Source organism: Actinomadura rubteroloni, assembly GCF_002911665.1.
GTDB lineage: Bacteria > Actinomycetota > Actinomycetes > Streptosporangiales > Streptosporangiaceae > Spirillospora > Spirillospora rubteroloni.
Window position 1 is genome coordinate 486,620 of the sequence record NZ_MTBP01000002.1, and the last position, 17,469, is coordinate 504,088.

Genomic DNA, 17,469 nt, shown 5'->3' on the forward strand with positions numbered 1-17,469 from the left:
TCAGATGCGGGCCAGGTCCGCCGCGCCGACGATCCCGGCGGCGGGCCCGAGTTCGGCGATGCGGATGTCGGGCAGCGGCCGGTGCCCGCGTCCGGTGAGCGCCGCGCCGAACGCGTCCCGGACGGGGTCGAGCAGCAGGTCCCCCGCCTCCGACAGCCCGCCGCCGATGACGAACGCGCCCGGGTCCAGGATGGCGCTGAGGTCGGCGAGGCCCTGCCCGGTCCACTGCGCGACGGTCTTGAAGCACTCCAGCGCGGCGGCGTCGCCCTCCCGCGCCGCCTGGGTGATCTGCGGACCGTGGATGCGCTCGGGGCTCCCCTCGCCGAGTTCCAGCAGCCGGCCGGCCATCGCGGGCGCGACCCGTGCCAGGTCGCGGGCCTCGTGGACGAGCGCGTTCCCGCTCGCGTACTGCTCCCAGCAGCCCCGGTTGCCGCAGCCGCAGCGGCGCCCGTCGGGCACGACGCGGAAGTGGCCGAACTCCGCGCCGATGCCGAACCGGCCCCGGTTCAGCTCGCCGTCCACGATGATGCCGCCGCCGATGCCGGTGCCGAGCGTGATGCAGACCATGAAGTCCTGGCCGCGTCCGGCGCCGTAGCGGGACTCGCCCCAGGCGGTGGCGTTGCCGTCGTTCTCCACGACGACCGGGAGCCCGACCAGGCCCTCGACCTTCTTCTTGATCGGCTCGTCGCGCCAGGCGAGGTTCGGCGCGAACAGCACCGTGGAACGGTCCTCGTCGACGAACCCCGCGGTCCCGAGCCCGACCGCCGACACGTCCGGGTACTTGCCCGCGAGGAGGTCCACCACCTCGGCGATGACGTGCGCGGTCTCCTCGGGGTCGGTGGAGGGGGTCGGACGCCGCACCTTCTCCACAATCGCGCCGTCGTCGTCGACCACTCCCGCGGCCACCTTCGTTCCGCCGACATCGACACCGATCGTCAGGCCCATGGACGCTCCTCCTCCACTGTCTTCTCCCCAGCGGATCGGCGCACTACCCGATCGGGGAGCCGTCGCGGGGCGCGGCGGCACGCGGGCCGCCCCGTCCGGTCCGCGAGGAAGGCTCCGCCGGACCGGGCGCCCGACCGCCCGGGGTCCGCTCGAACGCGGTGGCGACGCCCGGCGCCGCCACCGGCCGCGACCGGCCCGCCGCACGGACGGTCCGCCGCGCGGCACCGCGCGCCACGGGGCAGTATCGGCATGCGGACGCCCCTGTCGCGATGCGCGGCGCCCCGGCGGCGGCCGGGCTCCGCACGTCACCGGCGACGGGCGGGCCGGCTCGCGCCGCCCGCGCACCGCCGCCGCAGGACGTGGAGGGGCCGCACCGCCGCTCCGGGGACGTCGCCTGGCTGCTGCTCGGTCACCAGAACATTTTCCACGTGTCGACGCCGCGAAACGGTATCGCCCCGTGCCGGTAACGAAGCTCTTACTCGCGGCGGTCTATGCGCTCTCGATGTGCCGCTTCAGCCCCTTCAGCGCCGAGTCGATGATCCGCTTCTCGCCCTTGCGCTTCACCATCCCGATCATCGGCACCCGGACGTCCACCGCCAGCTCGTAGGTGACCTCGGTGCCGCCGCCCGCCGGGGCGAGCGTGTAGGAGCCGTGCAGGCCCGTCACGACCGTGCCCGAGTCCACGAGCCGCCAGGTCACCGACCGGTCGCCGTCCCAGGTGTACTCCAGCCCGACCGTGTCGCTGAACGGGCCGCCGTCGAAGGTGAGCCGGGCGCGCTCGGCCCGCCCGTCCGCACCGGTGGCGTCGATCTCGACGCTCCGGATCCCGCTCGCCCACGCCGGGTAGTCGCCGAGATCGGCGATCACCGCCATGATCGTCTCGGGCGCCGCGTCGATCAGGGTCGTGGACTTCGTCCGCTCCGCCATTGCCTGCCGTCCCTCCGGCCTCATCGCCTGTCCGGGGTCCTATCTTTCACACCGAGAGCGCGAACGGCATCCCGCGGGCGCGGAAATGCCCGACGTTGACGCACTCGGTCCGCCCGATCCGCCGCCGCCGGGCCAGCGGCTGGTGGACGTGCCCGAACAGCGCGTACCTCGGCTGCGTCCGCTCGATGAAGTCCAGCAGCGCCCGGCTGCCGCGCTCGAACCGCCGCGCGACGGTGTCGTACAGCAGGTCCGGGACGTCCGGCGGTATGTGGGTGCAGAGGACGTCCACCGCGCCGAGCGCCTCGACCTTGGCCGCGTAGGCGTCGTCGTCCAGCTCGTAGGGGGTGCGGTACTCGGTGCGCAGCCCGCCGCCGACGAACCCGAACCGCAGCCCGCCGATCTCGGCGACCTGCCCGTCCAGGACGTGGTGGCCGGGCCGCAGGTGCTCGGCCCACAGACCGGGGACGTCCACGTTCCCGTACGTCAGGTAGGCGGGCTCGGGCATGGCCTCGAACAGCCGCTTGTACTGCTCGCGGACGGCTCGTTCGATGTGCGGCCAGGCGTCCCCGCCGAGCGACTCCCACAGCGCGCGGGAGAAGTCGCGGGCCTCGGCGAACCGCCTGCCGGTGCGCAGCTCGATGAGCCGGTCGGCGTTGTCCTGGCCGAACAGCTCGGCGAAGATCCCCTGGGCGTGGTCGTCGTAGTCGATGAACAGGATGAGGTCGCCGAGGCAGATGAGCGCGTCGGCCCCGTCGGCGGCGCGCGCGAGCGCGTCGGCCCGCCCGTGGACGTCGCTCACCACATGGATCCGCATGAATCGAATGTAGTGCGCGTCCGGGCGTCCGGTTCACCCGCCGGTCGCCGCGCGGACCAGCGCCCGCCACTCGGCGACCAGCGCGGCGTCGGCCGGGGCGTCCAGGGAGCCGTCGCGGCGGACGGCCGTCCCGGCGTGGAACGCGGCGACCCCGGCGGCGGCCAGCGCCGCGACGTGCCGCCGCCGCAGCCCGCCGCCCGCGAGGACCGGCACCGCCGGGCGCTCGGCGGCGCGGCGGGCGAGGACTGGCAGGCCCGCGTCCACGCCGCGCGGCGAGCCCGCCGTGCGGACGGCGTCCGGCGCGGTCCCCGGCAGGCGGGCGAGCGCGCACGCCTGCTCCCAGGCGCGGGCCGGGTCGGCGGCGTGGTCGACGACGCGGTGGAACGTCCACGGCCGGGGCGCGACGGCGGCGGCCAGGGCGGTGACGGCGGGGACGTCCACCAGGCCGTCCGCGCCGAGGAAGCCGAACGCGAACCCGTCCGCCCCGGCGGCGGCCAGGGACGCGGCGGCGCGGCGCAGCCGGTCCAGCTCGGCCGGGCTCGTGCGCAGGCCCGCGTTGGCGCGGAGCACGGCGCGGATCGGGAGCGCGGTGGCGTCCCGGATGCGCGCGACGACGTCGGGGTCGGGGGTCAGGCCCCCGGTGACCAGGTCGGCCGCGACCTCGATCCGGTCCGCGCCGCCGTCCTGCGCGGCCCGCGCGTCGTCCGGTGTGAGGGCGAGCACTTCCAGCACGGCCCCTCCCCGGCGTCCGGCTCCACCGGGACGAGGGTAGGCGAGCCGATCTTCCGGACCGGGGAGGCCGGACGTGACTTTGCCGCTCCGTTAAGCGCCGCGCGGACTGCTTGCTACTCGCGGGTACCATCGGCGAGTGAGGAACCGGTACCGTCTTCCCCGCCCCGCAGTGACAAATCCTTGAGGAGTGGCCGTGCGCGAGTTCAGCGTCCCCGCCCTGGCGGAGGTGCCCGGCACCACCAACCTGACCGACTCGCCGTTCGCGCGGGCCGCCGCGACACCCGGCGCGATCGTGCTGCGCCGCCGGACCGCGACCGGCTGGAGCGCCGTCACCGCGCGCGAGTTCGCCGCCGAGATCACCGGTGTGGCCAAGGGCCTGATCGCGGCCGGGATCGAGCCCGGCGACCGGGTCGGCCTGATGTCGCGCACCCGCTACGAGTGGACGGTCCTGGACTACGCGATCTGGACGGCCGGCGCGGTCGTCGTCCCGATCTACGAGACGTCCTCGGCCGAGCAGGTCGAGTGGATCCTCGGCGACTCCGGCGCCCGCGCGGTGTTCACCGAGACCGAGCAGCACCGCGCGACCGTCGCGCAGGCCAGTGACCGGCTGCCGGGCCTGGAGCACGTCTGGACGATCGACGCGGGCGACCTCGCCGACGTGACGACGTCCGGGGCGGACGTCGCCGACGCGGCCGTCGAGGAGCGCCGCCGCGTTCCCGCCTACGACGACGTGGCCACGCTCGTCTACACCTCGGGCACCACGGGCCGTCCCAAGGGCTGTGAGCTGACGCACGGCAACCTGGTCGCGACGTCCCGGAACGCCATCCAGGGCGCGATGGCCGAGGTCGCCGTCGCGGGCAGCTCGACGCTGCTGTTCCTGCCGCTCGCGCACGTGTTCGCGCGGCTGATCGAGGTCGCGACGATCGAGGCGGGGATCGTCCTCGCCCACAGCGACATCCCGAGCCTGCTGCCCGACCTCGCGTCCTTCCGGCCGACGTTCCTGCTCGCCGTCCCCCGCGTGTTCGAGAAGGTCTACAACGGCGCCGAGCAGAAGGCCGCCGCCGACGGCAAGGGCAAGATCTTCCACGCCGCCGCCGAGACCGCGATCGCCTACAGCCGGGCGCTCCAGGACGGCCGTCCGGGGCTCGCGCTGCGCGCCAGGCACAAGGTGTTCGACGTGCTCGTCTACGGCAAGCTGCGCGCGGCCGTCGGCGGGCGCGTCCAGTACGCGGTGTCGGGCGGCGCGGCGCTCGGCGAGCGGCTCGGGCACTTCTTCCGGGGCGTCGGCATCACGATCCTGGAGGGCTACGGCCTCACCGAGACGACCGCGCCCGCGACGGTGAACCGTCCGAGCGCGCTGCGGATCGGGACCGTCGGCCAGGCCATCCCCGGCGTGACGATCCGGATCGCCGACGACGGCGAGGTCCTGGTCCGGGGCGTCAACACGCTCAAGGGCTACTGGAACAACGAGACCGCGACCAAGGAGGCCGTCGAGGACGGCTGGTTCCGCACCGGCGACCTCGGCGCCCTCGACGACGACGGCTACCTGCGGATCACCGGCCGCAAGAAGGAGATCCTCGTCACGGCGGCGGGCAAGAACGTCGCGCCCGCGCCCCTGGAGGACCGCCTGCGCGCCCACCCGCTGATCAGCCAGTGCCTCGTCGTCGGCGACGGCCGCAAGTTCATCAGCGCGCTGATCACGCTGGACGAGGAGGCGCTCGGCCCGTGGAAGGAGCGCCACGGCAAGCCCGCCGCGATGACCGTCGCCGAACTGCGCGCCGACCCGGACGTCGTCGCCGCGATCGACGCCGCCGTCGCCGACGCCAACAAGTCCGTCTCGCACGCCGAGGCGATCAAGAAGTACCGGATCCTCGGCGTCGACTTCAGCGAGGAGGCGGGCCACATGACCCCGAGCCTCAAGGTCCGCCGCCACGCCGTCATGAAGGACTTCGCCGACGAGATCGAGTCGATCTACGGCTAGCCCAGGGCCGACACGGCTTCCTCGATCGAGGTCTCGCCGCCGAGCAGGTCAAGCGTGCGGTGGCGGACGGGTGACGGGAGCAGCGCGGCGACGACGGCGGCCACGTCGTCGCGCGTCACGTCACCGCGTCCCGCGTCCGGGTCGGCGAGCGTGACGCGGCCGGTGCCGGGGTCGTCGGTGAGCCGGCCCGGACGGACGATCACCCAGTCCAGGTCGCGGGAGCGCAGGTCCACCTCGGCGGCGTGCTTGGCGGCGACGTAGGCGGCCCACTGGTCGCCCGCGGACGGGGACGGCGCCCGGTCCACGCCCATGGCGGAGATCTGGACGAGCCGCGGCACCCCGGCGCTCTCGGCCGCCTCGGCGAGCAGGACGGCGGCGCCCCGGTCCACGGTGTCCTTGCGCGCGACTCCGCTGCCCGGACCGCCCCCGGCGGCGAAGACGGCGGCGTCGGCGCCCGCGATGCGCTCTGCCAGCTCGTCGGCCGGAGTCGTCTCCAGGTCCGCGACGACGGCCTCGGCGCCGGTCGCGGCGACGTCCTCGGCGTGGTCGGGGTTGCGGATCAGGCTGCGCACGGCGTCGCCCCGGGCGGTCAGCAGCCGCGCCAGCCGCAGCGCGATCTTCCCGTGCCCGCCCGCGATCACGATGTCCATGGTCACGATCCTACGGACCCGCCCGCGGCGTCCCCGGAGGCGGGCGGGGCGGCGAGGGCCGCGCGGGCGAACGCGGTGACGTGGTCGCGCATCGCGGCCAGCTCTTCGGGGTCGTCCAGGCCGAGGCCCATCAGCTCGGCGAGCCGGGGCAGGGCGAGCGGCAGCAGCGCGAGGCCCTTCAGCGTCAGGAGCAGCCGCGCGTCCGCCCGGGACGGCTCCCGGCCGAGCCGCGCGGCGATCTCGTCGGCCTTGACGCGGCAGCGCTCCTCGCGCCAGCGCTGCTCGGGCAGCGACCCGTCGCGGTGGTGCAGCGACTCCCACATCAGCAGCCGGACGAGGTCGGGACGCCGCAGGTACACGTCGAACATGCCGCCGACGTACTCGACGGGGTCGTCGCCGGGCGAGGCCACGACCTCGGCGACCTCGTCCAGCGCGATCTCCATGACGGCGTCGAACAGCTTCTCCTTGTTGCCGAAGTAGCCGTAGATCCGCTCCTTGTTGACGCCCGCGCGGGCGGCGATCCGGTCGACGCGGGCGCCGGCGACGCCGTGCTCGGCGAACTCCGCGCGGGCGGCGGCGAGCAGCGCGGCGCGGGTGGCGGCGGCTCCGGTGAGCGGCGGATCGGTCTGCTTCGGCATGCGGCCGAGTGTAGCGCTTCCAACCGGTTGGTTGACTTCCAACCGGTTGGTTGGCTAGCGTTCCCGCCATGACCACCACCGCGCCCCCCAGGCCCGCCTCCCGCCCGGCGGCCGTCGCGCCGTTCGGACGCACCGCCGCCGTCCTGTCCGCCACCGCCCTGCTCGCCACGTCCCAGCTCTACGGCGCGATCCCGCTGTTCGGCGCCGCCGCCGACGACTGGGGCACCCGGCCCGGCCCGCTCACCTGGCTCGTCACCGCGTTCGGCCTCGGCTACGCGGCCGGGTTCCTGCTGTTCGGCCCGCTCTCGGACCGCCTCGGCCAGCGCCGCGTCATGGTCGCGGGCGTCGCCGCCACGGCCGTCACCACCGCGCTCGTCGCGCTGGCGCCGGGGCTCGCCGCCGCGCTCGTCCTGCGGGTCCTCCAGGGCGTCACGATCGGCGCGTTCCCGCCCGTCGCGATGGCCTACGTCGGCGAGCGCGTCGCCCCGCACCGCCGCCTGCTGACGGTCACCGCGATGACCACCGGGTTCCTGTCGTCCGCCGTCATCGGGCAGCTCACGGCGCAGGGAATGCTCGCGCTGCTCGGCTGGCGCTCGTTCTTCGGCCTCGGCACCGCGCTGTTCGCGGTCGCCGCGCTGGCCCTGCGGGCGGTCCTGCTCCCGGACGTCCCGCGTCCCGGCGCCTCCCCCGCCGCCGCGTACCGGGCGATGCCGCGCCTGCTCGCCGCGCCCGGCCTGCGGATGCTCTACCTCGCCGTGCCGGTCGTGCTCGGCTCGTTCGTCGCGATCTACACCGCGCTCCAGCTCACCGGCACCGACGGGCTGCTCGGCCTGCGCGCCAGCGCGCTGCCGGTGATCCTCGCGGTTCCGCTCGCGACGCCCCGGCTCGCCCGGCTCGACCCGGTCGCCCGCACGGCCGGCGCGCTGCTCCTGGCCGCCGCCGGGACGGCCCTGATCGGCCTGCTCGCCCCCGGCACGGCCGTGCTCGCGCTGCTGCTCATGGCCGTCACCGCCGGGATCGGCGTCACCGCGCCCGGGATGATCGACCTCATCGGGTCCCGGGCGGGCGCGCACCGGGCGCCGGCCATCTCCCTGTTCACCGCGCTGATGTTCGTCGGCGCCAGCGCGGGGCCGCAGCTCGCCGCCGCGCTCGCCGGCCGCGGCCTCGCCGTCATCGCGCTCGCGCTCGCCGCGCTGCTCGCCGTCGCGGCCGGGCTCGTGCGCGCCGCACGGCGGGGGCTCAACAGCGCCTGATGATGTCCTTAACGGGGCCTTAAGAGCGCCGGAGTCCGCGCGGACCGGGCCTAGCGTCGGAACCGGACCGGCCGACGGAGCCGGGCTCCCCGGCCGCCCGAACGACGGTCACGGGCCGGCCCGATCCGGCTCCCCGCAGACCCCGCCCTGCGCCGGACCGGTCCGCGGAAGCCGTGTCCGGCGTCTCGGACGCCGGACACGGCTCGGCCGTCAGACCGTCCAGGGCAGGCGCAGCGCCTCCAGCTCGGGATCGGCGAGCAGGTCCTCGATGAGCGCGCGAGGGCCGACGATCTTCGTGCCCCACAGGTCCCAGTCGCAGTAGACGACCCAGGAGCGGTCCGCCGCCCACAGGTTGGACGGGCAGCTCGTCATCGCCGGATGGTCGTACAGGTCCGCCGCGTCGGCGACCCGTCCGGCGTACACGGTCTCCCGGTCCCAGTCGGCGGTGACGAGCGGGCAGTAGTAGGCCAGGCAGCGTGTGTCGGGGCCGTCCGGGCTGTGCCGGGCGAGGACGCCGGTCAGCCGCCGCCAGCCCTCCCGGTCCAGGCAGCCCTCGGCGGGCGGTTCCACGGCCGCCGACCAGCTCCCGGTCGGGTGCGCCTGGCGCAGGCAGCGGTGGCCCGGGTACTCGCCGTCCGGGACGACCGGGCCGCCGAACCCCGCCGCCAGCTCCGACCAGCGCAGCCGCCGCCAGCCCGGCCCGGGGTGCCCGCTGCGGCCGAGCCTGCTGCCGGTGACGACGGCGTCCTCCAGCAGCTCGCCGACCTCGGCCTCGGCGCCGTCGGCTCCGGCCAGGCCCGCCGCGCGGACCGAGCGGTAGACGTCGTCGTGGGTCGTCGTCACCAGGCCGTCGCGCCACACGTACATCGCGTGCAGCAGCCAGACGGAATCGGGCCGTCCCGGGGGCTCGAACCCCGAGTAGCAGTGCTCCGGATCCATCTCCGCGAGCCAGCCGACCGCCTCGCCGGCGACCGGCCGCCACATGTCCTCGACGTCCGCCATGCCTCGCATCCTGCCACCCGTGCGGCACCGATCCGGCGACGGGAGCGCCCATCGGCGCGCTCCGGTCGGGGCCGCGAAGAACATAACGTTACATATAGCCCAAACGGGGTGAAGTCAGTCGGCGAGGAGTGCGCCGAGGCGTGCGGCCTGCACGTCCCAGCGCCATTCGCGCTCCACCCACGCCCGGCCCGCCGCCCCCAGCGCACGCGCCCGGACGGGGTCGGCGAGCAGCCCCGCCACCGCGTCCCCGACGGCCTCCGACGAGCGGCCCGGCACCACCACGCCCGTCGTGCCGTCCAGCACCGCGTCCGGTGCGCCGCCCGAGTCGCCCGCGACCACCGGCAGGCCCGTCGCGGCCGCCTCCAGGTACACGATGCCGAGGCCCTCCACGTCCAGGCCCCGGCGGCGCGTCCGGCACGGCATCGCGAAGACGTCGCCCGCGTCGTAGTGCGCCGGCAGTTCCTCCCACGGGACGGACCCGGTGAACACGACCGACGACCGGACGCCCGCCGCGTCCGCCAGCCGCTCCAGGTCGCGCCGGTACGGGCCGCCGCCGACCAGCAGCAGCGCCGCGTCCGGCACCGCGCGGCGGACGCGCGGCCACGCCCGGATCAGCGTGTCCTGGCCCTTGCGCGGCACCAGCCGGGACACGCACACCGCCACCGGGCGGCCCGCCAGCCCATGCCGCTTGCGGATCTCCGCGCCGCCCGCGCCCGGCGCGAACAGCGTCTCGTCCACGCCCGGGGCCAGGCGCGCCAGCCGCGCGGCGGCCCCGGCCGACAGCGCCCGCGCCAGCCGCGACCGCGTGTACTCGCCGAGGTAGGTCAGCGCGTCCGTCCCGTCGCCGATCCGGCGCAGCAGCCGCCGCGCGACCGGAAGCGCCGCCCAGCCCGCCTCGTGCCCGTGCGTCAGCCCGACGAGCCGCCGCGCGCCCCGCGCCCGCAGCGCCGGGGCCAGCAGCCCGAGCGGCGCCGCCGCCCCGAACAGCACCGAGTCGCAGCCCTCCGCCCGCAAAATCTGCGCCGCGCGCCGCAGCACGCCCGGCTCGGGCAGCATCAGCGACGTCGGATGGCGCACCACCGGGAACGGCTGCGCCGCGTCGAACGCCGCCGCGCCCTCCCACGCCGGCGCGTACACGACCACCGAACCCGCCGGACGGCGGACTGCGAGGTTGTGGACGAACGCCTGGATGCCCCCCGGACGCGGCGGGAAGTCGTTCGTCACGACGAGAGTCCTGGTCATCGGCCCTCAGAATACGGCGCGGCCCGCCACCGGAGTCCGGTGGCGGGCCGCGCCCGCGACGAAGGCGTCAGTGCTCGATCTGCTCGGGCCTGCGCCCGCCCTCGACCTCGTGGCCGTGCTCGTGCTCCTCGACCGGGATGTCGTCGAACGTCCAGGCGCGCTGGAGCCGCGACCGCAGGTGCCCGACCGGGCCCTTGGTGCTCGGCGCCGGGACGCCGTTGGCGTCCACCGCCGGGGCCTCGGGACGCGCGGTCTCCTTCGACAGCAGCACCGCGCGCTGCTCGTCCCGCGCCGGCTCGTGCCGCTCGGAGAACTTGCCGTCCGGCGACATGAGGATCGTGCCGCTCTCCACCCCGTGCGCGACGGTCTCGGCGTCCTTGCGCTGGAGGCCGAGGCAGAAGCGCTTGGTGATGACGTACGCGATGACCGGTCCGATGAAGAACGTGACCCGGAAGAACCAGGTGGTCGCGTACAGGGACACGTGGAACTTGTCGGCGACGACGTCGTTGGCGCCCGCGACCCACAGCAGGCCGTAGAACGTCACGGCCGCCATGCCGACCGCCGTGCGGACCGGCGCGTTGCGCGGACGGTCGTTGACGTGGTGCGGACGCTTGTCGCCCGTCACCCACGCCTCGATGAACGGCCACAGCGCCGCGCCGGTGAAGATGATCCCGAGCGGGACCAGCGCCGGGATCAGCACGTTGAGGCTCAGCGTGTGGCCCCAGGCCGTGATCTCCCAGTTCGGCATGATGCGCAGCGCGCCTTCGAGGACGCCCATGTACCAGTCCGGCTGGGAGCCCGCGGAGATCGCGCCCGGGTCGTACGGGCCGAACAGCCAGATCGGGTTGATCTGCGCGAACGTGCCGAGCAGCGCCAGGACGCCGAAGGTGAACAGGAAGTACGCGCCCGTCTTGGCCATGAAGACCGGGTAGAACGGGTAGCCGTACACCTGCTCCTCGGTCTGGTTCTTGACCGGCATCGCGGTGTGCTTCTGGTGCCACATGATCATCATGTGCGCCGTCACCAGGCCGAGGATCAGGCCCGGGATCAGCAGGATGTGCAGCGTGAACAGCCGGGGCACGATGTCCTGGCCGGGGAACTCCCCGCCGAACAGGAACATGTACCCGTACGTCCCGACGACCGGGATCGACTCCAGCACGCCCTGCGTGATCCGCAGGCCCGTGCCCGACAGCAGGTCGTCCGGCAGGGAGTAGCCGAACAGGCCCTCCAGCATGCCGAGGACGAACATCGTGATGCCGATGAGCCAGTTCAGCTCGCGCGGCTTGCGGTACGCGCCGGTGAAGAACACCCGCAGCATGTGCGCCAGGATCGACGCCATGAACAGGATCGCGGCCCAGTGGTGGATCTGCCGCATGAGCAGTCCGCCGCGCACGTCGAACGTGATGTGCAGCGTCGAGGCGTAGGCCTCCGACATCTTCACGCCGTTGAGCTTGGTGTACGACCCGTCGTACACGACCTCCATCATGCTCGGCTTGAACCAGAGCGTCAGGAACGTCCCGGTCAGCAGCAGGATGATGAAGGAGTAGAGGGCGATCTCGCCCAGCATGAACGACCAGTGGTCCGGGAAGACCTTCTTGAGGTTCCGGTTGAGGAAACCGGTGGACCCCAGGCGGTCGTCCAGGAAGTTCAGCGGTCCTTCGACCGCCTTCGGGGCTGTGGCCTCGCTCATCCGCGCTCCCAGAAGCTCGGGCCGATCGGCTCGGTGTAGTCCGAGGTGGCCACGAGGTAGCCGTCCTCCACGCTCAGCGGGAGCTGCGGCAGGGGACGCGCCGCCGGGCCGAACACGACCCGCGCCCCGTCGGTGGCGTCGAACGTGGACTGGTGGCACGGGCACAGGATGTGGTGCGTGGTCTGCTCGTACAGGGCCGCGGGGCAGCCGACGTGCGTGCAGATCTTGGAGTACGCCACGATCCCGTTGACGTGCCAGTTCTCCCGGCCCTTGACGGGCTTGAACTCGTCGGCCGGGATGTTCAGGAGGATGGTGACGACCTTGGCGGTCTGCGTCAGCACCTCGTCCTCGGGCAGGTTCTCCTCGATGCCCTCGGGCAGGACGGTGATCATCCCGCCGGGGCTGTTGAAGTCGCTGACCTTGAGCGGCTGGTTGGTGCCGTCCACGACGAGGCGGACGCCCTTCTTGCCCTCGGCCTTCGCCTTGCGGATCGCGTCGGCCCAGTAGGTGTGCCGCAGCTTCTTCTCCGGCAGCGGGCCGAGGTCGCGCAGCAGGAACAGCGGCGCGATGCCGAGCGGCGCGGCGGCCAGCAGCAGCGTGCGGCGCAGCAGCGGGCGCTTGGTGATCCCGCTGTCCTGCGCGCCCTCCAGGAAGGCGGCGGTGAACGAGGCGCGGTCCTCCGCGCCGACGTTCATCGCGTGCCGCTCCTGGATGATCGGCTTGCTGGTCATCAGGCGCCGCACCCAGATGGTGACGCCGAAGGCCATCGCGAGGAACGACAGCGCCATCAGGCCGCCGAACCACAGGTTCGACTCGCGCGCCCGGTCCACGCCGTGCATGCCGCCGTGCCGGCCGCTCCAGCCGATGAAGTACACCAGGAACCCGACGCTGGCGGCGAACGCCAGCAGAAAGAACGTGGCGACGATGCGCTCGGCGCGCTTGGCCGCCTGCTCGTCGATCTCCTCGCCGATACCGGCGGGCGCCGAGATGTCGTCCTGGGCGAGGAGGCGCGCGTCCTGCGCGGGCGACGGCGTCGCACCGGTCCGCTGCGGCGCGGTCCCCTCCGGGACGGGCTCGGTCTCGTTGTTGTCGCTCATGACTTCTTCAGCTTCTTCGGCTTCTTCGCGGTGATCCACATGGCGGCCAGCACCAGCAGGCCGATCCCGACCAGCCAGCCCGCGAGGCCCTCGGTCACCGGGCCGATGCGGCCGAGGCCGCTGCCGCCCGGGTTGGGCTCCTCGCGCGTCTGGACGAGGTAGGCGATGATCGCCTGCTTGTCCTGCGGGGTGAGCGTGGTGTCGTTGAACACCGGCATCGCCTGCGGGCCGGTCAGCATGGCCTCGTAGATCTGGGTGGGCGTGACGTCGCTCTTGGAGAGCTCGGGGGCGTACTTGCCGCCCGTCAGCGCGCCGCCCTGGCCGGTGAAGTTGTGGCACTGGGCGCAGTTGGTGCGGAACAGCTTGCCGCCGAGCGCGACGTTGCCCTTGCTCGGGTCCACCTCGGAACCGGCCGGGATACCGGGGCCGGGCTGGGCGCTCAGCGAGGTGATGTAGTTGCGCAGGTCCGCGAGGTTCTTCTCGGCCCGCGCCTTCTGCTCCTCGGCCGCCTTGCGCTTGGCCGGGTCCTCGTAGTCGGTCTTGATCGTGGTGTCGAAGTCCGTGATCGGCCTCTTACGAGGAATCTGCGCGCCCGGGTTCATCGCGGGCATGCGGCCGGTGGAGACCTGGAAGTCGACGGCCGCGGCGCCGACGCCGAGCAGGCTCGGCGCGATCGCGTGGCCCTTGGCGTCCTTGGTGCCCTCGGCGTTCAGGCCGTGGCAGCTCGCACAGTTCTTGTTGAAGAGCTGCTGGCCGTTCTTCAGGTCCGCGGCCGCCTGGGTCGCGTTCGCCGCCTCGGCGCGGTCGGCCCGGGGCGAGAAGCCGGCGTAGATGACGCCGATCGCCGCCAGGGCCGCCAGCACGACGGCGTAGCCCGCCCAGGGGCGCCGTCGCCATGCGGTGAACCTTTTCACGGAAATCCCCGTTCGGGTCTTGTCGTCGTTGGTCAGTGGAGGTCGAGCAGGTAGATGGTCGCGAACAGGCCGATCCAGACCACGTCCACGAAGTGCCAGTAGTACGAGACCACCACGGCACTCGTCGCCTGCTCGTGCGTCCATCGCTTGGCGGCGTAGGTGCGTCCCAGTACGAACAGGAACGCGATGAGCCCGCCTGTCACGTGAAGCCCGTGGAAGCCGGTCGTCATGTAGAAGACCGTCCCGTACGCCGAGGACGACAGCGTCAGGCCGTCCTTGGTGACGAGCGAGTAGTACTCGTACGCCTGCCCGGCGACGAAGTACGCGCCCATGAGGAACGAGAGGACGTACCACTCGCGCAGTCCCCAGCGCTTCACGTTGAGGAGGCCGCCGTCGCGCCCGACCTTGCCGCTCTCCGCCTTGAACACGCCCATCTGGCACGTCACCGAGGACAGGACCAGGATCGTGGTGTTCACAGCGGAAAGCGGGAGATTGAGGTCCGCTCCCGGCCATGCGTGGGAGCCGTCCTGGCCGATCGTCACAGAGCGGATCGTGAAGTAGATCGCGAACAGCGCCGCGAAGAACATCAGCTCGGACGACAGCCAGACGATCGTCCCCACGCTGACCAGAATGGGACGATTCTCCCGAGCGTGCGGTGTTGTCTCTATCGCGGATGCCGTTGCCACGGGCAGCATTATTACGTCACCCGGTCGGCGACCCGCGCATGACCCCCCTCCAGCGCACTTCGAGCGTGTCCGCGCGGTCGCCGCGCGGACGGCCCCGAAACGCCGGGAGGGCCGTCGCACCAGGGGTTCCCGGCCCCGGCGGACGGGCGCGGACGGGGTGCGGCGCGGACAGGCCACGATTCGGACACGGCGGCGGGCCGCCCCTGCGGCGGCGCGGCGCGGGACGTGGCGGACGTCGGCGACATCAACCGGTATATCCGATAGGCCCCGCTAGCTAACGTGTGAAGCGCGTCTCGTGCGCGCGACACCGCTCCGGTACCCTTCGGTGCCATGAGCACCGCCCCGGAGAGCCCGATGAAGGTCCTCGTCTTCAGCGACGACGCGAACGTCCGCGCGCAGGTCCGCCTCGCGATCGGCCACCGCCCCGCCGCGGACCTCCCGGCCGTCGAGTACGTCGAGGTCGCGACCCAGCCCGCCGTCGTCGCGCGGCTGGACGAGGGCGGCATCGACGTCGTGGTGGTGGACGCCGAGGCGCAGCCCGCGGGCGGGCTCGGCGTGTGCCGGCAGGCCAAGGACGAGGTCTACGACTGCCCGCCGGTGCTCGCGATCATCGCGCGCCGCGACGACGGCTGGCTCGCCACCTGGTCGCGCGCGGACGCGGTCGTCGCGCTCCCGCTGGACCCGATGGCCGTGGCGCGCTCGGTCGCCGACCTCATGCGGCGCCGCGCGGCGAGCCGTCTGCCGGTCCTGTAACGATCCCCGGGAGGACCACGCACATGGAAGCGCGGACGACGTGGCCCGCCCTGCTCGGCGCCCTGATCGACGGCGACTCGCTGTCGAGCGAGGAGACGTCCTGGGCGATGCGCCAGATCATGTCGGGCGAGGCCACGGACGTGCAGATCGGCGGCTTCGCGGTCGCGATGCGCGCCAAGGGCGAGACGGTCGCGGAGGTCTCCGGCCTCGCCGACGGGATGCTCGCGCACGCCACCCCGATCACGGTGCCCGGCCCGATCGCCGACCTCGTCGGCACCGGCGGCGACCAGGCCCACACGGTGAACATCTCGACGATGGCGGCGGTGGTCGCAGCGGCGTCCGGGGTTACGGTCGTCAAGCACGGCAACCGGGCCTCCACGTCGTCGTGCGGCGCGGCGGACCTGCTGGAGGAGCTGGGCGTCCCGCTGGACCTGGCGCCCGAGGCCACCGCGCGCGTGGCGGCCGAGGTCGGCATCACGTTCTGCTTCGCGCCGCTCTACCACCCGGCGTTCCGGCACACGGCGCGTCCGCGCAAGGAGCTGGGCACGCCGACGGTCTTCAACTTCCTCGGGCCGCTGACGAACCCGGCGCGTCCGGCGGCGCAGGCGGTCGGGGTGTTCCATCCGCGGATGGCGGGGATCGTCGCGGGCGTGTTCGCCGAGCGCGGGAACAGCTCGCTGGTGTTCCGGGGCGACGACGGCCTGGACGAGCTGACGACGACGGGCACGTCCACGGTCTGGGTCGTGCGGGACGGCACGAGCACCGAGACGGTCTTCGACCCGGCCGACCTCGGCATCGCGCCCGCCCGTCCGGGCGACCTGCGCGGCGCGGACGCGACCTACAACGCGCGGGTGGCCCGCGAGGTGTTCGAGGGCGCGCCCGGCCCGGTGCGCGACATGGTGCTGCTGAACGCGGCGGCCGTGATGGTCGCGTTCGAGGGCGTCCCGGCCGCGCCGGGCCTCACGGCCGCGCTCGGCGACGCCTACGGCCGTGCGGCGGCGTCGGTCGACTCCGGCGCGGTGACCGCCCTGCTCGACCGCTGGGTGTCGACGGCTCAGGCGCTGCGGGGCTGAGCGCCTACTCGGGCAGGCCGAGCGAGAACGCCGCCTCCAGGTCGTGCTGGGAGTACGTCCGGAACGCGATGTGGGTCTCGGTGCCGCGGATGCCCGGGACCTTGTTGAGCCGGCCCGGGATCACGTCGTTCAGGTCGTCGTGGCGGCGGACGCGGACGATCGCGACGAGGTCGTGCTCCCCGGTGATCGAGTAGACCTCGCTGACGCCGTCCAGCGCGGCGATCGCCTCGGCGACCTCGTGGATGCGCGCGACCTCGGCCTTGACGAAAACGATGGCGGTGACCACGGACGGCCCTCCCGGTAGACGGATCCGTCCGAGACTCTAGCCGCGGGCGAGGCCGACGGCGCGCCGGGACGGCCCCGCGCGGCGCGCGAGCAGCCCGAACAGCGCCCCGGCGACGAACCCGTAGATGTGCGCGACGAACGCGACGTTGCTCTCGGTGTCGCCGAGCGACAGCCATTGCAGGCCGAACCAGGTGCCGAGCAGCACCCAGGCGGGCAGCCGCACGACGATCGGCGGGACGAGGCTGACGATCCGTCCGCGCGGGTTCAGCACCAGGTAGGCGCCGAACACGCCCGCGATGGCGCCGGACGCGCCGATGAGCGGCACGCCCGAGTCCGGCGAGGTGTAGGCGAACCCGTAGACGGCGACGAGCCCGAACAGCAGGTAGCTGAGCAGATAGCGGAGCCGTCCGAGCCGGTCCTCGACGCCCATGCCGATGACGAACAGCGCGACGAGGTTGCCGAGCAGGTGCAGCGCCCCGGCGTGCAGGAACATCGAGGTGAACGCGGACGTCCACGGCCGCTTGGCGAAGGTGGTCTCGCCGCAGCGCTGGACGACGTCGGCGGGCGCGGGCTGCTGCCTCCCGGTCGTCAGCTCGTGCGGGATCGCGCCGTAGTGGAGGGTGAACTCGGTCGCCCGGCACTCGCGGACGCCGCTGTCGCCGCCGTACCAGGTGGCGAAGCTGGCCATCGGCGTGAACAGGTACACGACGACGTTGACGGCCACCAGCAGGTACGTAGCCCAGGGCACCCGGCGGGCGGGCTGGCTGTCGTACAGCGGCAGCGCCAT

The 17,469-nt window shown here is 73.5% G+C and carries 18 protein-coding genes; 4 read left to right on the top strand and 14 right to left on the bottom strand.

The window, feature by feature from the left end; genetic code table 11:
• The 4 genes from BTM25_RS13685 to BTM25_RS13705 all read right to left on the bottom strand — a co-directional run bounded on the left by BTM25_RS13685 (window position 1) and on the right by BTM25_RS13705 (window position 3,418).
• Entirely contained in the window at window positions 1–945 is a 945-nt protein-coding gene (locus BTM25_RS13685; RefSeq protein ID WP_103563289.1) for an ROK family glucokinase, read from the bottom strand.
• A gap of 489 nt (window positions 946–1,434) precedes the next feature.
• Complete coding sequence (locus tag BTM25_RS13695; RefSeq protein ID WP_103563291.1) at window positions 1,435–1,872, bottom strand: SRPBCC family protein; 438 nt, start codon at window positions 1,870–1,872, stop codon at window positions 1,435–1,437.
• A gap of 46 nt (window positions 1,873–1,918) precedes the next feature.
• Entirely contained in the window at window positions 1,919–2,686 is a 768-nt protein-coding gene (locus BTM25_RS13700) for a metallophosphoesterase family protein (RefSeq protein ID WP_103563292.1), read from the bottom strand.
• A 33-nt stretch (window positions 2,687–2,719) separates the two neighbouring features.
• Complete coding sequence (locus tag BTM25_RS13705; RefSeq protein ID WP_103563293.1) at window positions 2,720–3,418, bottom strand: copper homeostasis protein CutC; 699 nt, start codon at window positions 3,416–3,418, stop codon at window positions 2,720–2,722.
• 193 nt (window positions 3,419–3,611) lie between these two features.
• On the opposite strand from BTM25_RS13705, the gene BTM25_RS13710 reads away from it, so the two are divergent.
• On the top strand, window positions 3,612–5,399 hold the full coding sequence (locus BTM25_RS13710) for an AMP-dependent synthetase/ligase (protein WP_103563294.1): 1,788 nt from the start codon (window positions 3,612–3,614) through the stop codon (window positions 5,397–5,399).
• On the opposite strand, the gene BTM25_RS13715 is transcribed toward BTM25_RS13710, so the two are convergent.
• Window positions 5,396–6,049 carry an NAD(P)H-binding protein gene (locus BTM25_RS13715; RefSeq protein WP_103563295.1) on the bottom strand — a complete coding sequence of 218 codons (654 nt, stop codon included), beginning with the start codon at window positions 6,047–6,049 and terminating at the stop codon, window positions 5,396–5,398. The genes BTM25_RS13710 and BTM25_RS13715 overlap by 4 nt on opposite strands.
• Before the next feature lie 2 nt (window positions 6,050–6,051).
• Window positions 6,052–6,687, bottom strand: coding sequence for a TetR/AcrR family transcriptional regulator (locus BTM25_RS13720; RefSeq protein WP_103563296.1), 636 nt, complete (start codon window positions 6,685–6,687; stop codon window positions 6,052–6,054).
• 68 nt (window positions 6,688–6,755) lie between these two features.
• On the opposite strand from BTM25_RS13720, the gene BTM25_RS13725 reads away from it, so the two are divergent.
• The gene (locus BTM25_RS13725; protein ID WP_103563297.1) at window positions 6,756–7,940 is read left to right on the top strand and encodes an MFS transporter; all 1,185 of its coding nucleotides are present in this window, start codon (window positions 6,756–6,758) and stop codon (window positions 7,938–7,940) included.
• A 210-nt stretch (window positions 7,941–8,150) separates the two neighbouring features.
• Here the strand turns inward: BTM25_RS13725 and BTM25_RS13730 are convergent, their stop codons facing one another.
• The 6 genes from BTM25_RS13730 to ctaE all read right to left on the bottom strand — a co-directional run bounded on the left by BTM25_RS13730 (window position 8,151) and on the right by ctaE (window position 14,580).
• Window positions 8,151–8,942, bottom strand: a complete 792-nt coding sequence (locus BTM25_RS13730; protein WP_103563298.1) for a hypothetical protein — start codon at window positions 8,940–8,942, stop codon at window positions 8,151–8,153.
• A 114-nt stretch (window positions 8,943–9,056) separates the two neighbouring features.
• Window positions 9,057–10,184 carry a glycosyltransferase family 4 protein gene (locus BTM25_RS13735; RefSeq protein ID WP_103563299.1) on the bottom strand — a complete coding sequence of 376 codons (1,128 nt, stop codon included), beginning with the start codon at window positions 10,182–10,184 and terminating at the stop codon, window positions 9,057–9,059.
• 67 nt (window positions 10,185–10,251) lie between these two features.
• Entirely contained in the window at window positions 10,252–11,874 is a 1,623-nt protein-coding gene (gene qcrB, locus BTM25_RS13740) for a cytochrome bc1 complex cytochrome b subunit (protein WP_103563300.1), read from the bottom strand.
• On the bottom strand, window positions 11,871–12,971 hold the full coding sequence (gene qcrA, locus BTM25_RS13745) for a cytochrome bc1 complex Rieske iron-sulfur subunit (protein ID WP_103563301.1): 1,101 nt from the start codon (window positions 12,969–12,971) through the stop codon (window positions 11,871–11,873). The genes qcrB and qcrA overlap by 4 nt, the downstream gene beginning before the upstream one ends.
• Window positions 12,968–13,885 (bottom strand): cytochrome bc1 complex diheme cytochrome c subunit, encoded by a 918-nt coding sequence (qcrC, locus tag BTM25_RS13750; RefSeq protein ID WP_103563302.1) that lies wholly within the window; start codon window positions 13,883–13,885, stop codon window positions 12,968–12,970. Before qcrC ends, qcrA begins: the two co-directional genes overlap by 4 nt.
• Window positions 13,886–13,917: 32 nt before the next feature.
• Window positions 13,918–14,580, bottom strand: a complete 663-nt coding sequence (gene ctaE / locus BTM25_RS13755; protein WP_103563303.1) for an aa3-type cytochrome oxidase subunit III — start codon at window positions 14,578–14,580, stop codon at window positions 13,918–13,920.
• Between the two features lie 321 nt (window positions 14,581–14,901).
• Here ctaE and BTM25_RS13760 point away from each other — a divergent pair, with 321 nt between their 5' ends.
• A complete protein-coding gene (locus BTM25_RS13760; protein WP_103563304.1) occupies window positions 14,902–15,324 on the top strand; it encodes a response regulator transcription factor in 423 nt (140 codons plus the stop codon).
• Between the two features lie 23 nt (window positions 15,325–15,347).
• Window positions 15,348–16,397: an anthranilate phosphoribosyltransferase gene (gene trpD / locus BTM25_RS13765; protein WP_103563305.1), complete on the top strand. Its 1,050-nt coding sequence runs from the start codon at window positions 15,348–15,350 to the stop codon at window positions 16,395–16,397.
• A gap of 4 nt (window positions 16,398–16,401) precedes the next feature.
• On the opposite strand, the gene BTM25_RS13770 is transcribed toward trpD, so the two are convergent.
• Together BTM25_RS13770 and BTM25_RS13775 are read right to left on the bottom strand one after the other, a co-directional pair.
• Complete coding sequence (locus BTM25_RS13770; protein WP_103563306.1) at window positions 16,402–16,683, bottom strand: Lrp/AsnC family transcriptional regulator; 282 nt, start codon at window positions 16,681–16,683, stop codon at window positions 16,402–16,404.
• A gap of 36 nt (window positions 16,684–16,719) precedes the next feature.
• Window positions 16,720–17,469 carry a rhomboid family intramembrane serine protease gene (locus BTM25_RS13775; protein ID WP_103563307.1) on the bottom strand — a complete coding sequence of 250 codons (750 nt, stop codon included), beginning with the start codon at window positions 17,467–17,469 and terminating at the stop codon, window positions 16,720–16,722.

Bases quoted from the DNA above. Each gene is read 5' to 3' on its own strand.
- trpD (WP_103563305.1), top strand. From the start codon at position 15,348: ATGGAAGCGCGGACGACGTGGCCCGCCCTGCTCGGCGCCCTGATCGAC.
- BTM25_RS13730 (WP_103563298.1), bottom strand. From the start codon at position 8,942: ATGGCGGACGTCGAGGACATGTGGCGGCCGGTCGCCGGCGAGGCGGTC.
- qcrA (WP_103563301.1), bottom strand. From the start codon at position 12,971: ATGAGCGACAACAACGAGACCGAGCCCGTCCCGGAGGGGACCGCGCCG.
- BTM25_RS13695 (WP_103563291.1), bottom strand. From the start codon at position 1,872: ATGGCGGAGCGGACGAAGTCCACGACCCTGATCGACGCGGCGCCCGAG.
- BTM25_RS13720 (WP_103563296.1), bottom strand. From the start codon at position 6,687: ATGCCGAAGCAGACCGATCCGCCGCTCACCGGAGCCGCCGCCACCCGC.
- BTM25_RS13685 (WP_103563289.1), bottom strand. From the start codon at position 945: ATGGGCCTGACGATCGGTGTCGATGTCGGCGGAACGAAGGTGGCCGCG.
- BTM25_RS13735 (WP_103563299.1), bottom strand. From the start codon at position 10,184: ATGACCAGGACTCTCGTCGTGACGAACGACTTCCCGCCGCGTCCGGGG.
- BTM25_RS13775 (WP_103563307.1), bottom strand. From the start codon at position 17,469: ATGGCGCTGCCGCTGTACGACAGCCAGCCCGCCCGCCGGGTGCCCTGG.
- BTM25_RS13760 (WP_103563304.1), top strand. From the start codon at position 14,902: ATGAGCACCGCCCCGGAGAGCCCGATGAAGGTCCTCGTCTTCAGCGAC.
- ctaE (WP_103563303.1), bottom strand. From the start codon at position 14,580: ATGCTGCCCGTGGCAACGGCATCCGCGATAGAGACAACACCGCACGCT.
- BTM25_RS13715 (WP_103563295.1), bottom strand. From the start codon at position 6,049: ATGGACATCGTGATCGCGGGCGGGCACGGGAAGATCGCGCTGCGGCTG.
- BTM25_RS13700 (WP_103563292.1), bottom strand. From the start codon at position 2,686: ATGCGGATCCATGTGGTGAGCGACGTCCACGGGCGGGCCGACGCGCTC.
- BTM25_RS13725 (WP_103563297.1), top strand. From the start codon at position 6,756: ATGACCACCACCGCGCCCCCCAGGCCCGCCTCCCGCCCGGCGGCCGTC.
- qcrB (WP_103563300.1), bottom strand. From the start codon at position 11,874: ATGAGCGAGGCCACAGCCCCGAAGGCGGTCGAAGGACCGCTGAACTTC.